Below are 15799 nucleotides of genomic sequence, written 5' to 3' on the forward strand. Positions count from 1 at the left end.
AAGCAATCAAGCTAAAGCGTAGCGTCCTAAAGGCGCAGCCGTCCTATCAGCTATTGGCTAACAGCTATTACTTACGGATCCGATCTTATTTACAATACGCTTATAAAGAACGGATCCGGGAATGTTTTTCCTGTGTAAAAAAGATGTTTTAGTAGCAAGCAATCAAGCTAAAGCGTAGCGTCCTAAAGGCGCAGCCGTCCTATCAGCTATTGGCTATCCCCTATTTTAACTACCTTTGCCGTCTAATTCAAATTTAGATGAGCAAACAGAACAAGAATATCAAGGAATTGGAGTTTGAGCCCATTCCTAAACTGATGTGGCGGTACTTTTTACCTGCATTTGCCGGAGTAATAATAAATTCCTTATACAATATTGTTGACAGGATATTTATAGGCCAGGGGGTTGGAGCCCTTGCTCTGGCCGGATTAAGTGCGATTTTCCCAATCATGATCATAATGATGGCATTCGGAATGATGGTGGGGATGGGGGCCGGCGTTAGAATTTCGTTGAATCTTGGTAAAAAGGATTTTGCCAGGGCAGAAAAAGTATTGGGAAATGCGTTTGTAATGATGGTTATCGTTTCAGCTGTGATCATGGTTATCGGTTTTTCAATAAGTAATCCGCTTTTATCGTTTTTTGGAATTAACCAGGAAACCTATTCGTATGCCAAAGAATACCTCGATATTATTTTAGCAGGTACTGTTTTTAATGTGGTTGGTTACTCATTAAACAACCTTATCCGATCGGAAGGAAGTGCGAATGTTGCTATGATTTCCATGGTAATTAGTGCCGGACTGAATATATTGCTCGATTATATATTTATTATGGAGATGGGTATGGGAGTAAAAGGAGCTGCATATGCTACGGTGGCCTCACAAGTTGTATTGTGTATTTGGGTATTTATTCATTTTAAAAGTTCCCGTTCAGTTATAAAATTGTATGCCAAAAATATGGTGCTTAAAAAGGATATTGTATGGTATATTGTAACCATAGGGTTTGCCCCTTTTAGTATGCAGTTGGCTTCAAGTGCTGTTTTTGGTATTTATAATGTGCAGTTAATCAAGTATGGAAACGACTTGGCTGTAGGAGCGTTGGGGGTTATCATGAGTGTTGCCATGTTGATTGTGATGTCAATATTGGCAATTAATATGGCCATCCAGCCTATTATAGGGTTTAATTACGGTGCCAAAATTTATGTAAGGGTTAAAAGAACTTTGTCAGTAGCCATATTGGCGGCTTCTGTTCTTTCTTTGTTAGGATATGTGGTGGGACAGGTGTTTCCCCGCGAAATTATATTAATGTTTAACAGCGATAGTAAAGAGTTACTTGATATTGGCGTGAGGGGACTTCGTTTGTTTTTGCTGGCTTTACCTGTTGTTGGATTTCAGATTATTGTGGGAAATTATTACCAGTCGATTGGAAAAGCAGGCCTGGCTTCTCTTTTGTCCCTGTTGCGCCAGGTTATTGTGTTGATTCCTCTTTTGTTTGTAATGCCAAAATATTGGGGACTGACAGGTGTTTGGTTATCTGCACCGGTGTCTGATGTGATTTCGGGCCTTATAGTGCTTGTTTTTGTTATCAGGGAATATGAAAAACTAAATGTTTTAATAGCGAGGGAAAATATTTCAGGTTAATATTTATTAAATAACTTTTATATGAGAATAATCTCACTATATTTGTATCGAGATTATTCTTATTAAGCATTGAATTTATTCTTATGCCTAGAAGAAAAAGATTAAGGAAAGTAGTGGCTCCACCTAAGTTTCAAGGGTATAAACCTTATGGAATCAATGGAGAATCAAAAGAAAGTGTTGAATTGCTTTATGAAGAATATGAGGCAATTAAGCTTGCCGATTATGATTTTTTAAATCATAGCGAAGCAGCAAAGTTGATGGGAATTTCTCGTCCTACTTTTGCCAGGATTTATGAAAGTGCCCGAAGAAAAATAGCAAAGGCACTAACAGAGGCAAAAGAAATAGTAACTGTTTTTGGCGATATAGAGTTGGATGGAAGCTGGTTTTTATGCAAAGATTGTCATGCAAAATTTACTTGTCCCACTCCAACAGAAGGCATTGGTTGCCCTATGTGCAAGTCGCAAGATGTACAGTTAATAGGAGAGTCTTAAAAAAAACAAAAATATGAAGACAGTAATTACATCTACAGGAAATTCATTGGAATCGGAATTTGATCTGCGTTTTGGACGGGCAGGTTGGTTTTGTGTGTACGATGAGGCGAATGGCAATTATGAGTTTGTTAAAAACATGAATGCTGAAGATAGTAACGGAGCCGGAATCAAAGTTTCAGAAAAGATGGTTGAACTTGGTGTGGGCAAGGTTATAAGTGGTGATTTTGGTCCTAAAGCCAAAGATGTGTTGGATAAATTCAACATCCAGATGGTAATCCTTCAAAATGAGGGCGCAACGGTAGATAGTGTGCTTAAGAAGATTAAGTAGTTTGTAGGGTATAGCTAATAGCTAATAGCTACAAGCTGATAGCATATAGCAAATAGCAAATATCTTATGGCTAATAGCATATAGAGTAAGAAGAACGACGTTTAGTTTCTCTTTGCATATAGCTACAGGCTAATAGCTTGTCATCAAATTTTCAAAAATAAAAAGGCATAGTAAGGGCAACAGGGTGTAAAGCGATTATTTTTTTTCTAATTATTTAAGTGATTAAATTGTTTTTCAGATAGTTGTTGGTTACAACTGTCGGGATATGTTGTCAGAATAAACATAAATACTGTTACTTGTATAATGTGATAGTTTTTCGGTTTTGCTATTGTGATACACCCTGTTGCCTGTTTTATTTAATAAATATTTTATTGTGGAAAAGAAAATTGCAGTTCCTGTAAATGAAGCAGGTGTATTGGATAGCCATTTTGGACATTGTAAATTTTTTGCAATGGTAACCGTTTTAGACGGAGAGATTGTAAACGAAGAAAGAATTGTGCCCCCTCCTCATGAACCCGGTGTGTTGCCAAAATTCTTAGCTGAGAAAGGTGTTACAGATATTATTGCCGGAGGAATGGGTCAAAAGGCCATTCAACTATTTCAATCCAATGGGGTAAATGCTTTTGTTGGGGCTCCCCAGGTTGCACTCAAAGAATTGGTTGATGGCTTTTTAAAAGGTTCCCTGTCATTTACTGCTAATTATTGCGATCATTAATTAAATATACATAGTATTTAGTAGATGAGTAGGTTATGCTTTGATTGTCATCTTAGCACTGTTGATAAGCTGGTGAAAAAGTTCAATCTTTCGGCAGTGGAGCGGGATAAATTGTTACATGATGCACGAGAATTGTTGCAAAAGTATAGTGGTTGTCCCAATCCAATTATAGCGACTTATATTCAGCGTTTGGCCAGCCAAAAGATTAAGTGTGATGCTTTATACCGGGAAGAGAAATGTCATGCCAATACTGTTTTGTTATCAGACTATCAGTATTGGGAAATATTTGTAAATCAAAGTCACAATCCTTTTCAAACAGCAGTTAAACTAGCTGTTGCAGGTAATATAATTGATTATGGTGCTCATTCTCAACCGGAGGATATTACAGCTAAAATAAATGAGCTTGTTAAATTAAAATTTGCAATTGATGATACTATAAATCTGTATAATCGCATTAAAGCAGCAAAAAAAATTTTATACCTGGGAGATAATGCCGGCGAAATTGTATTTGATAAGTTATTGTTGGAAACAATTAATCACCCTAATGTTGTTTTTGCCGTAAGGGGCAGACCTGTTATCAATGATGCTACAATTGATGATGCCATGTTTGTTGGGATGGATAAGCTGTGTAAGGTAATTACCAATGGTTATGATGCTCCATCCACACTTTTGGAACATTGTTCTCAAGATTTTGTAGCAGAATATAAAGAGGCAGATTTAATCATATCCAAGGGGCAAGGGAATTTTGAAGGTTTGATGAATTCGGGTGGTAGTAATATTGTATTTATGCTTATGGCAAAGTGCAATCCCATTGCAGAACTTTTGGGTGTTAAAAAGGGTAGTTTAATTGTAAAGGAAAATATTAAGCAAAAAGTTGTATGAGCTATAAAATTGCCATAGCAAGCGGAAAAGGAGGAACAGGAAAAACTTCAGTGGCGGTAAACCTCTATCACTTTTTTGTACAAAGGGTGACCAATAATATTCAATTGCTTGATTGTGATGTGGAAGAACCCAATGATGTGTTGTTTTTTAAAACCAAAGAGTTGGTTTCAGAACAGGTCATTAACCAGAAAATACCAAAGATTGATGAACAGGTCTGTGTTTTTTGCAGAAAGTGTTCTGATTGGTGTGAGTACAATGCCATTACGATAATTCCCCCGGTAAAGTTTGTGCAGGTTAATGACGTTTTATGTCATTCGTGCGGGGCTTGTGTTGAATCTTGCAAAGAGGGAGCTCTTATTGAAGTTGAACATCCGATAGGTAAGGTTACAAATTTTGATATTGGTGCAGGAAAAGGTTTGCTTGAAGGGAAACTCCGGATAGGTTCTGCCATGCAAACCATGCTGATAAAGGAACTAAAAAAATGCCAGGATACAGAGGTGGATATTGTTATTTATGATGCACCTCCCGGAACCAGTTGTTCCGTAGTGGAATCTGTGATAGATGCTGATTTTGTGGTTTTGGTTACAGAACCAACTCCATTCGGGTTAAACGACTTAAAGCTCACAGTGAACTTGATGCTTGAGCTGGGCAAGGCTTTCGGGATATTGATCAACAAATCAGGATTGGGGTCAGATGATACTTTAAAATATATCAACAACAACCAGTTTGAGTTGCTGGGAGAAATCCCTTTTGCTCGTGATTTTGCAAAGTATTATGCAGAAGGGAAATTGGGAGATCAATTGCCAAAGGAGTTGGCATTACATTTTGAAAAGGTAGTGGAGAATATAAATCAAAAGATGTTTGTTCATGAAGGAAATCACCATTCTTAGTGGAAAGGGCGGAACGGGTAAAACATCATTTACGGCAGCTTTATCTGCAGTAGCTCAAAATGCTGTGTTGTGCGATAATGATGTTGATGCTGCAGATCTTCATCTGTTGCTCCACCCAAAAATAAACAGTGAGCAAGTTTTTGAAAGCGGGTGTACTGCATCCATTAATCCGGACAAATGTATAAATTGTGGACTGTGTTATTCAAAGTGCAGGTTTGGGGCTGTTGTTCAAAAGGATGTTGGGGGATATGAGATAAATCCATTTTTATGCGAAGGTTGTAAACTTTGCCAAAGAATTTGTCCTCAACAAGCTATTTCAACCGAAATAAAAACCAATAATTCGTGGTTTGTTTCTTCTACTCGCTTTGGTACCATGGTACATGCAGTGATGGGGCCTGGGGAAGAAAATTCCGGCAGGCTTGTGTCGAAGATCAGGACCCGGGCTAAGGAAATTGCAAAGGAGATAGAGGCAGATTTTATTATCAATGATGGACCTCCGGGGATTGGATGTACGGCAATTTCATCGTTGTCCGGGACTAATCTGGTTGTTTTGGTTACCGAGCCCACCAAATCCGGATTAAGTGATGCTGGCAGATTAATAGAATTGATCCGGTCGTTTAAAATTCCTGTTTTGGGAATAATTAATAAGTATGATTTAAACGATAAGATAAGTGATGAGATTGAAGCTTTTTTTGAGCAGAACCATATTCCGCTTTTAGCAAAAATACGTTTTGATAAGGTGTGGGTGGAGGCTCTGGTACAGGGACAAACGTTGGTAGAATATGCACCTGATTCGGATATTGCAAGTCTTATGAAAAATATATGGAACAAAATTATTGAGAATTGATTTATGATTGTTGGAGAATTTCAGATACGACCCGGATATAATGAGGTGGACCAGATGGGGTATGTTTATCATGCCAATCATGTAACATATTGCCATCAGGCAAGAACAGAACTGATGAGGGAGTTTGGTATTCATGATGCTGTTGTTGAAGACAAAGGTTTCATGATGCCTGTGATCTCTTTTAATATACAATATAAAACCCCTGCCCGGTACGATGAAAAACTGACCATTAAAACGGTTATAAAAGAATTGCCAAAAGTGCGGTTTAAGTTTTTCTTTGAAATAAGGAATGCAGAGGGGAAATTGGTGAGTAAGGCAGATTCTGAAGTTGTTTTTGTAGATAAGGAATCACGAAATCCACTAACAGTACCAGGATTTGTATTAGATAAGTTAAAAAGTGCGCTTGAGCTTTCAGTTGCGCCTTCAAATAATTGAGTTTTGGGTTTCCTTAATTTCCTGATTTATTCAGGATGTTGATTGTTACAGTATTGAGGCAGTTTTTATATGTTTTGTTTGTGCTGCCTCATACTGTATTTATTTGAGGATTAAATTACATTGACTTCTTTTTCAATTTTTACATCAAACTTTTTGTAAACAGAATCTTCTATCTCTGCAGCCAGGTTAAGAACTTCTTCTCCGGTGGCCTTGCCCGTTTTGTTGATTAAAACCAATGCCTGATTTTCATGAACAGCAGCATTTTTTAATGATTTGCCTTTCCAATGGCATTGGTCAATCATCCAGCCTGCAGCAAGCTTTGAATGGGTTTCAGATATGTCATACACAGGTGCATCAGCATATTCATCTTTTATTTTATTGGCAATGCTCTTGCTAACCACTGGGTTTTTAAAAAAGCTTCCAACATTGCCGTAAATCGTATGATCCGGAAGTTTTGATTCCCTGATGCTGATAATGGCATTGCGTATATTGGAAAGGCTCGCCCCGCCTAATCTGTCAACCATATCCTTAACATCGCCGTAATGAAGCATGAAGGTGTGTTTTTTGTTTAGTTTAAAGCAAACAGAAGTGATGATGGTTTTGTCTTTTAATTCCTGTTTAAAGATGCTATTTCGATATGAGAAATTACAATCCTTGTTTTTAAGACTAAAAGATTCCCCGCTATCTAAAAATACTCCATTTACATGAGTAATAATATCTTTAACTTCTGTTCCATAGGCACCTATGTTTTGTACAGGGCAGGCACCTACGTTTCCGGGTATTAAGGAAAGGTTTTCTACACCTGCATAATTTTGGTCTACGGCCCAGGCAACAAAGGCATCCCACTCAACTCCAGCTCCTGCCTCAACCCATGCCGTGGAATCATTACTGTCGATAATTTTTATGTTATCGATAATGGGTTTTATCACTAATCCGTCAAAATCTTTGGTAAAAAGAATGTTGCTGCCCCCTCCCAATACCAATATCTTTTCATTTTTGGCAATATTGTTTTGTAAAAGGTCAGCAAGTTGATCAGAACTTTCCGGAGCTGCAAAATATTTTGACTTTACATCAAAATGAAATGTATTGTAGTTTTTTAAAGAAAAATCCTCGTGAATTATCATGTTTCAGGAAACTTTATTTTTTGTTTTCAGCATAATACCTGTCGGCATAATAATAGTGTCCACTAATATTGTTGGCCAGGTCGTTCAAAATAAAACCAATGCCACCAATTCCTTCAGATATTAAATTTTGTATGGTGTGTTTAAAGTGTTCTTTCTCTGTTTTTGCCGATCTGATAACAAAAAGCTGGCAGCTGCTGAATTCCATTAATATCCTGGAATCAGCTACAACGCCAATAGGGGGTGAATCGACAATGATTACATCAAAACGTTTTTTTAAATCTTCAAATAATTTTGGGGTATGTTTGGTGGCAATTAGTTCAGATGGATTAGGAGGAATAGCTCCCGAAGGAATTATGCATAGGTTATCAACATCACCTTCATATATAATTTGTTCGGTAGTAGCCTGTCCGATCAAAAAGTTGGATAATCCCAGGTGGTTGTGGTGACTAAATATCTCTGTTAAACGAGGTTTTCTTAAATCGAAGCCCACCAAAACTGTTTTCTTTCCCGAAATGGCAAAGGCTGATGCCAGGTTTAAGGCACAAAAAGTTTTACCTTCACCGGTGTTTGTAGAAGTGATGGTAATGATATGGGCCTCATCGTTGGGGCACATAAACTTTAGTTTGGTACGCAAAGCTCTAAACGATTCTGAAATATTTGATAAAGGTTCTCCATGAATTACATTGCTTTCATTTCCTTTATATTGAGAAATATATCCAAGTATAGGAATAGAGGAACAGGTGGCGATCACGTCTTGCTTGTCCCTGATTTTGTTATTTAAGTATTCTTTTAAAACGATGATGGCAATTGGCAGAGCAAAAGCAAGCATTAACGCTTGCTGGGTATTTTTTTTCTTATTAGGAGCAACAATGCTCGTAATGCCGGCCTCGTCAATAATTTCATTGTCGGGAGTGTTAGATGCTTTGGTGATTTGAGTTTCACTTTGTTTTTGGAGTAAAAAAGTAAAAATAGCATCATTAAGCTTGTATCCCCTTTCTATATCAATATATTTCCTTTCAATTTCAGGGAGTTGGTTCATTTTTTGAGAAAGTTCCTTCAGTTGGTTGTTCAATTTCTGTTTTTCAATTTCTATATTCTGAAGGAGCTTTTTTAGGGCTACCAATAAGTTTTGCCTGCTTACTTCTATTCTTTTTTCCAGTTCATCCAAATATGGATTTATTTCAGAACTCTTGGCAGTAGTAAGCGTGTGTTCGTTGATCTGAGCCAGTAATTCCGTAATAAAACCGGAGATTATTCCATTGGCATCATCAGTAAAGGCCGGGAGCAAAAAGTCTTCGCTATACGGATCTTCAATTAAGTGGGCACTTAGGTTGTTGTAATATTCTTCCCTGATTTTAACCAGGTTTAGTTCTTTTTCATATTCAAAATACTGATCGGCCAAACGTGCAGTAATTTCAGATGGTGCACTAAAGATATTGGATCGCCTGAAATTCATTAGTTTTTCCTGGGCTGCTCGCAGGCTATCGGATACCTGGGTGAGTTGGGTGTCAATAAAACTGATAGTTCGGGTTGCTATCTCATTTTTCCGTTCCAAACTTTGTTCCAGGTACACTTTTGAAAGCGCATTTAAAAAACTAATAATTTTGCTGGTATTTGTTCCTGTTGTTGAGATGTATATAATGGAACTTCCTTCTTTGTAAGGAGAAACTGTAATATTGCTTCTGTAGGTGTTTGTAAGCCAATCGTGCGACCTGAAATAGAAGTAATATCCGACTTCTGGATTTATGCTGTTTTGATGTTTTATAAGGGTGAATTTTCCATATGGTGTGCTTATTTCATCTCCCCAGTTAACTGTCTGGTTAAATGAGATGGTTCCGCTTCCTCCATGGTTTGTTCCATCTTTAAAGGTGTGCAATACCGCATTGTCACATTGAATGGAGATGTTAACTTTATCGTTGTCTTGGGGCTTGATGTGTATGGGAGTGTTTAATATCTGTACATGAGAAGAGTCCATAACAACTGAAAAAGGACTTCGGTTATACATGTCATAATCCATCAAAAAGCCATCACTATAAATATCAATGCCAAAGTCGAGCAGGTCTATAGCCCGCCTTACCACTTTTTTGGAGCGCAGTATGATGGTTTGGTTCTCCAGACTCTTCATTTCCGGAGACAAGCCAAACCCCTCAATCAATTCAGCTCTGGAAATACTCTTGGGTTCATCACTTTTAAGCATTACTGTAACCGATCCCCGGTATACATTCTGGGTATAGCGATGAAATATAAAAATTGATGCTACACAGATTGGCAGGGAGATGGCAAATAGATACCAGTTTGAAATAACCAATCGGGTTATTTTTCTTATGTCGGGCAAGCCATCACCTTTGGATTGGCTGATTTGATTGTGTATATTTTGATTATTATTATCGTTCACTTTTTATAATTTGAATTGAAAATTACCTGTATAAAACCTTATTTTAAACCTGTGTTAACTTCTTTGCAAGTTTATAATTTGCAGTAGTAATGCAGGTCAGTATATAAACGGTTAGCTATAGAAGGTTTGTACGTCATTTTTTAAGGCATCCAAAGCTTTTCGAAAATGGTAGGCGGTTTCATTTTGGTATTGTTCGAGCAGCGTCTTGCCCAATGCAATTGATGGATCCTCTGGTTTTACATATCCGGCTGAAACATTGATTAACCGTACCATTTCTTCCTTGGCGGTTTTTACCAGGTTCCAGGTAGCCGGTGGCAAGTATACCTGCATAGCTATGTTATGTTCAAACTCAGTTCTGATACTTGATAGCATATTAGCTTGTAGCTGTTGGCAGTTTATAGTATGCGATTGTTCACGTATAACTATTGATTCTGCATTGATCCGCTCCAGAAATAGGGTAATACGTTCATATGCAGCCAGCCTGGTAGGCAAAACATCCTTAAATTTTCCCAGTAAAAATTCCTGCCGCCTTCTTTCAATGTCACTCTTTAAAAACCATTTTACAATAAAAATAGTTGTTAAAAAAACAATAAGCGATGGCAATGTGTATTTTAATACCTCCAAAAAAACATCCATAATTCTTAAAAATGTTAATTTTGCACCCTGTTCAGAAATACAATTTTAAAACAGAATAAAATAATGGGTGAAAATAGTGGTAATTGTTATGAATTGCAATCTGATTTTTAATTTTTAGATATAACCCATTTAATTTTACGATGAAATAAATAACAATAAATCTTATATAATTTCGAAACATGAATATTTCCGAAAGATTAGCAAATGTAAATGAATCGGCTACTTTAGCCATGTCGCAAAAAAGTCGCGAACTTCAGGCTTTGGGGCACGATGTTATCAACCTTAGCATTGGTCAGCCAGATTTTAATACTCCGGATCATATTAAGGAAGCAGCAAAAAAAGCGATAGATGATAATGTTTCGAAATATACGCCTGTTCCGGGATTACCTGTTTTGAGAGATGCTGTTTGTGAAAAATTTAAGCGTGATAATGGGTTGGATTTTTCACCATCACAAATAGTTGTTTCAAATGGAGCCAAGCAATCAATTGCTAATGTGATTTTAAGTTTGACAGGACCCGGTGATGAGGTGATCATTCCGGCACCCTATTGGGTTAGTTATGTTGAAATTGTAAATTTGGCACAGGCTTCTAATGTTATTGTAGAGGCTGGAATTGATCAGGATTTTAAAATTACGCCTGAGCAATTGGAGGAAGCTATTACTCCCAAAACAAAGATGTTTTTATTTAGTTCCCCGTCAAATCCTACCGGTAGTTTATATACCAGGGAAGAATTAAAGGCTTTGGCAGAAGTGTTTATGCGTTATCCTCATGTAATTGTTGTTTCTGATGAGATATATGAACTGATCACTTTTCAGGGGCAGCATGAAAGTATTGCCCAGTTTAAAGAATTGCAAGATCGTGTTGTAGTTGTTAATGGGGTTTCAAAAGGCTATGCCATGACGGGGTGGAGGATTGGATATATAGCAGCACCCCAGTGGATTGCAGATGCATGCAATAAACTACAGGGTCAATATACCTCTGGAGCGTGCTCCATTTCTCAAATGGCTTCTGTTGCTGCTCTTACTGGTACACAACAACCATCCTTTAAAATGAAGGAAGTCTTTATCAGGCGAAGGGATTTGGTAGTAAAAATGGCCAAAGAAATTAAAGGGATGAAAGTTAATATTCCTCAAGGTGCTTTTTATTTATTTCCGGAGGTGGATTACTTTTTTGGGAAATCATGTAATGGCTATATGATTAATAATGCTTCTGATTTAGCCCTGTATTTGCTGGAAACTGCTTATGTTGCTACGGTTACAGGAGAGGCATTTGGAAGTCCTAAGTGCCTGAGATTCTCATATGCCACATCAGATGAGTTGCTGATGGAGGCTTTAAAGAGGATTAAAATAGCGTTAGATAAATTGGAATAAAAAAATAACATTATATCGTTAATTGACAGTCCTTGTAATTGTACCATACAGGGACTGTTTTTTTTTATTGGTTTTCTTTCAGTCGGGTGTCTTCACATTTTAAAATACGTCCTTTGTACTTATCAATCATACCATAATTATGGGTGGCCATAATTACCGTTTTTCCCATTTCGGATATTTTTTGTAACAGAACCATAAGCTCATTGGTTGTTTCTGGATCCAGGTTTCCGGTGGGCTCGTCAGCTAAAATTAAATCAGGTTCGTTTAGTAAGGCCCTTGCAATGCCAATACGTTGTTGTTCTCCTCCTGATAGTTGGTGAGGTTTTTTGTAACCTTTATGCACCATGTCTACCTGGGTTAGAACTTCCCTGATGCGCGTGTCAATTTCTTTTTTGTTTTTCCATCCGGTGGCCTTTAGTACAAAGCTAAGGTTGTCGTAAACAGTGCGGTCGCTAAGCAATTGGAAATCCTGAAATATGATGCCCATTTTACGTCTTAAATAAGGGATGTGCTTCGTTTTCATTTTCTTCAGGTCGTATCCTACGGCAAAAATATCACCATCAGACACCTCTATTTCGGCATAAATTGATTTGAGTAAACTCGATTTTCCGCTACCTACCTTACCAATTAAATATATAAATTCGCCTTTCTTAACTTCAAGGTTAACATCTTTAAGAACAATGTTTTCCCGATGCCGGATCACTGCATTTTTAAGTTCAACAATATTTCCTTTGTCGTTTTCTATAGATGTGTTCTTTTTGCGGCTCATTGAATTTATAATGACATCAGATTAAAAAAATATTTTGTGAAAATAGAAAAATAAATTGTGAATTAAATACGTTTGATAATAAACGCTATTCTATAATATGCCAAAGTCTAAATTTTATATCTTTAAGGCCAAATTTGGATAGGGGGTTTAATATGGTATAATACTTGCGTGGCCATACCCTGTTTATTACAATAATTAAAGAAAAGATTTTATTAATGATAAATAGTAAAAATCTAACTGTAACCATTCTGGCTATACTGATAAGCCTTCCTTTATTATCGCAAAAATCATTAGGGTTACAACAACCAGAGAGAGTATTTGAAAAAGCAATGGAACTGTATCGATTGAAAAAATATGGTTCAGCTCGCGATCAATTTGATAAGATTATCCGACAGTCTGTTCGGGGAGAGTCGAATCAGTATGCACAGGCTTGTTATTATCAGGCTGTTTGTGCAAAAAATCTTGAAAATGGTGATGCAGAGTACCTCTTTGAGAAATTTATAGCTGATTTCCCTGAAAGTAACAGGCGGTCGTATGCCTATTTTCATTTGGGCGATATGAAATTAACCAATAGAAAATACAGACAGGCTCTGCGAAAGTTTGAAGAGGTGAAAGAATCAAAGCTTGATGAGGAGACACGGTATGCTTTTATGTTTAAAAAAGGCTATTGTCATTTTATGGAAGAGGACTATGATGTGGCCAATAGGTATTTCTACGATTTAAAAGATATAGATAATAAGTATTATGACGCTTCAAATTATTATTATTCTCACATCCAGTACCAAAAAGGGAATTATAATACTGCATTGGAAGGTTTCGAAAGGTTAAAAGATGTTCCTGCTTTCAGGAAGCTGGTTCCGTTTTATATTTCCCAAATCTATTATTTAAAGGGGGATTTTGATGAGGCAATACAATATGCCTTGCCTTTAATTGAAGATGGGTCAAAGGAACGTAAGGCTGATATGGCCCGAATTGTTGGAGAATCATACTTTGCCAAAAAGAATTATGCGCAGTCAACCAATTATTTTGAATCAACCATTAAATTATCTTCTAAAGCCAAAAGAGAAGATTATTACCATTTGGGTTTTGCTTATTACTATCAAAAAAAATATGATAAAGCTGCAGAATATCTAAGTATGGTTACTTCGGCAAATGATGAAATGGCACAAAATGCATATTATCACCTGGCTGATTGTCATATGAGACTCAAAGATAAAAAAAGGGCCAGGGTAGCATTTGAGGCTGCTTCAAAATATGATTTTGATAAAGATATACAGGAAGATGCATTGTTTAATACCATAAAACTAAACTATGAATTGAACTATTCTCCTTTTAATGAGATTATTAATTCGTTTTTAGATTTTATAGATAAATTTCCGGAAAGTGATAAAATTGACCTGGCATATGATTATTTGGGAAAAGTGTTTTTGACAACCAAGAATTATGCCCAGGCTTTAGAGGCACTTGAAAATATTAAAATAAAGAATAGCCGGGTTTATGAGGCTATGCAAAAAGTGGCTTACTATAGGGCTATAGACTTATTTACAAACCTGAGTTTTTCGGATGCGGTTAAGTATTTTAACTATAGCTTGGATTATGGCAAATATAATAAGGAACTAAAAGTGAAATCCTATTACTGGAGAGGTGAAGCAAAATATCGTTTAGGTATGTATTCGCAAGCAGTAGAGGATTATAATACCTTTATTCTTACACCGGGTAGTTTTGGAACAGATTATTTTGCCTTGGCACATTACAATATTGCTTATGCTGAGTTTAAAGACAAAAACTATGAATTGGCAAAAAGCTGGTGGAGGAAGTATATAAATATTGAGAAAAACAACGGGGAGGCAACCGTAGGTGATGCTTATAACAGAATAGGTGACTGCTATTTTGTTCAGAGGGATTTTCAACAGGCTATTTCGTATTATGAAAAAGCTACAGGACGGATAAATGCATCGCCTGATTATTCTATATATCAAAAAGCCATCTCTTTAGGTATACTAAAAAAACATGAAACAAAAATTTCAGAATTGAATGGGTTGATCAATAAATATCCTAAATCGCATTATGTTGATGATGCACTGTATGAGATGGGAAAATCTTATGTGGCTATGGGTGATTTGCCTAATGCCATCCGGAAGTATAAAACCATTAAGGAAAAATATTCCACTAGTAGTTATTCTAAAAAAGCAATGCTGCAATTAGGTCTGGTTTATTATAACTCTAATGATTATGACAATTCCATGCAGTTTTATAAAAGGGTGGTTAATGAATTCCCGGGAACCCAGGAGGCTATGGAATCATTGTTGGGGATACGTAATATATATATGGACAGAAATGACTTAGATGGTTATGTGGGGTATACAAAAACCTTGGGGAGTTTTGCCCAGGTAGATGTGCGTGAGCAGGACTCGTTAAGTTATGTTTCGGCTGAGCGTTATTATATGGATGGTAAATGTGATCCTGCGGTTAAAAGCTTTCAGACTTATTTAAATAGGTATCCACAAGGGATGTTCGCATTGAATGCCAATTATTACATGGCTGATTGCTTGTATAAAAAGGGTGAAAAATATGATGCGCTCAGGGCCTATAAAGAGGTAACCAATAAAGGGAAAAATATATTTACCGAAGATGCTCTGATAAGGTCAGGGGAAATTAATTTCGGGATGGAAAAGTATAATGATGCCTTATCTGCTTTTGAACAATTGGAACAGATTGCAGAGATAAAGGAGAACCGGATGGAAGCCAGGATTGGCGTTATGCGCTGTAATTATAAATTGAACAATGCGGATAAAACCATAGAATCGGCAATTACAGTTATGAATTCCCCTAAAGTTGCAGAAGAAATCATTCGAGAGGCCAGATATTATAAAGCTGGAGCCCATTTGGTAAGGGGAGAGCAGGAGTTGGCAATGAAAGAATATACTGTGTTGTCTAAAAATCCACAGAGTGTTCAGGGGGCAGAAGCTAAGTATTTGCTGGCACAAAATTATTACGATAACGGAAATAAGGAAAAGGCGGAGGACGAGGTGTTTGATTTGGCAAACAAAGGGACATCCCATCAGTATTGGCTGGCCCGCTGTTTTATCTTGTTATCGGATATTTATATCTCTAATCAGGAATTTTTTCAGGCAAAGCAATATTTACAAAGTATTGTCGAGAATTATAAAGGAGAGGACGATATTAAAGGTATGGTTCAGCAGCGACTGAAAGTTGTTGAAGAAAAGATGGCTGTTACATCAGCTAAGGAGAGTGTTGATACGCTAAAAATTCAATAAACCTC

The 15799-nt window shown here is 36.9% G+C and carries 14 protein-coding genes; 10 read left to right on the forward strand and 4 right to left on the reverse strand.

What is annotated here, in order from left to right:
• Positions 1 to 257 precede the first annotated feature (257 nt).
• The 8 genes from OM074_RS18335 (at position 258) to OM074_RS18370 (ending at position 6222) form a co-directional block, all read left to right on the forward strand.
• Complete coding sequence (locus OM074_RS18335; protein WP_301202026.1) at positions 258 to 1634, forward strand: MATE family efflux transporter; 1377 nt, start codon at positions 258 to 260, stop codon at positions 1632 to 1634.
• Between the two features lie 83 nt (positions 1635 to 1717).
• Complete coding sequence (locus OM074_RS18340; protein ID WP_301202027.1) at positions 1718 to 2125, forward strand: DUF134 domain-containing protein; 408 nt, start codon at positions 1718 to 1720, stop codon at positions 2123 to 2125.
• Positions 2126 to 2138: 13 nt separating this feature from the next.
• Positions 2139 to 2453: a NifB/NifX family molybdenum-iron cluster-binding protein gene (locus OM074_RS18345; RefSeq protein WP_301202028.1), complete on the forward strand. Its 315-nt coding sequence runs from the start codon at positions 2139 to 2141 to the stop codon at positions 2451 to 2453.
• A gap of 373 nt (positions 2454 to 2826) precedes the next feature.
• Positions 2827 to 3168 carry a NifB/NifX family molybdenum-iron cluster-binding protein gene (locus tag OM074_RS18350; RefSeq protein ID WP_301202029.1) on the forward strand — a complete coding sequence of 114 codons (342 nt, stop codon included), beginning with the start codon at positions 2827 to 2829 and terminating at the stop codon, positions 3166 to 3168.
• A 24-nt stretch (positions 3169 to 3192) separates the two neighbouring features.
• A complete protein-coding gene (locus tag OM074_RS18355; RefSeq protein WP_301202030.1) occupies positions 3193 to 4050 on the forward strand; it encodes a damage-control phosphatase ARMT1 family protein in 858 nt (285 codons plus the stop codon).
• Positions 4047 to 4940: a P-loop NTPase gene (locus tag OM074_RS18360; protein WP_301202031.1), complete on the forward strand. Its 894-nt coding sequence runs from the start codon at positions 4047 to 4049 to the stop codon at positions 4938 to 4940. The genes OM074_RS18355 and OM074_RS18360 overlap by 4 nt, the downstream gene beginning before the upstream one ends.
• The gene (locus tag OM074_RS18365) at positions 4918 to 5787 is read left to right on the forward strand and encodes a P-loop NTPase (RefSeq protein ID WP_301202032.1); all 870 of its coding nucleotides are present in this window, start codon (positions 4918 to 4920) and stop codon (positions 5785 to 5787) included. Before OM074_RS18360 ends, OM074_RS18365 begins: the two co-directional genes overlap by 23 nt.
• 3 nt (positions 5788 to 5790) lie before the next feature.
• Entirely contained in the window at positions 5791 to 6222 is a 432-nt protein-coding gene (locus OM074_RS18370) for an acyl-CoA thioesterase (RefSeq protein ID WP_301202033.1), read from the forward strand.
• A gap of 110 nt (positions 6223 to 6332) precedes the next feature.
• Here OM074_RS18370 and murB read toward each other — a convergent pair whose 3' ends face one another.
• The 3 genes from murB to OM074_RS18385 form a co-directional block, all read right to left on the reverse strand.
• A complete protein-coding gene (gene murB, locus OM074_RS18375; RefSeq protein ID WP_301202034.1) occupies positions 6333 to 7346 on the reverse strand; it encodes a UDP-N-acetylmuramate dehydrogenase in 1014 nt (337 codons plus the stop codon).
• Positions 7347 to 7359: 13 nt separating this feature from the next.
• Entirely contained in the window at positions 7360 to 9741 is a 2382-nt protein-coding gene (locus tag OM074_RS18380; protein ID WP_301202035.1) for a GumC family protein, read from the reverse strand.
• 111 nt (positions 9742 to 9852) lie between these two features.
• Positions 9853 to 10377: a DUF7935 family protein gene (locus tag OM074_RS18385; RefSeq protein ID WP_301202037.1), complete on the reverse strand. Its 525-nt coding sequence runs from the start codon at positions 10375 to 10377 to the stop codon at positions 9853 to 9855.
• A gap of 179 nt (positions 10378 to 10556) precedes the next feature.
• Between OM074_RS18385 and OM074_RS18390 the strand changes: the two genes are divergently transcribed.
• Entirely contained in the window at positions 10557 to 11747 is a 1191-nt protein-coding gene (locus tag OM074_RS18390; RefSeq protein WP_301202038.1) for a pyridoxal phosphate-dependent aminotransferase, read from the forward strand.
• A gap of 64 nt (positions 11748 to 11811) precedes the next feature.
• On the opposite strand, the gene OM074_RS18395 is transcribed toward OM074_RS18390, so the two are convergent.
• On the reverse strand, positions 11812 to 12516 hold the full coding sequence (locus OM074_RS18395) for a cell division ATP-binding protein FtsE (RefSeq protein ID WP_301202039.1): 705 nt from the start codon (positions 12514 to 12516) through the stop codon (positions 11812 to 11814).
• 215 nt (positions 12517 to 12731) lie between these two features.
• On the opposite strand from OM074_RS18395, the gene OM074_RS18400 reads away from it, so the two are divergent.
• On the forward strand, positions 12732 to 15794 hold the full coding sequence (locus OM074_RS18400; RefSeq protein ID WP_301202040.1) for a tetratricopeptide repeat protein: 3063 nt from the start codon (positions 12732 to 12734) through the stop codon (positions 15792 to 15794).
• The last annotated feature ends 5 nt before the right edge of the window (positions 15795 to 15799 follow it).

The organism is Plebeiibacterium marinum (assembly GCF_026013615.1).
Classification (GTDB): Bacteria; Bacteroidota; Bacteroidia; order Bacteroidales; family Marinilabiliaceae; genus Saccharicrinis; species Saccharicrinis marinus_A.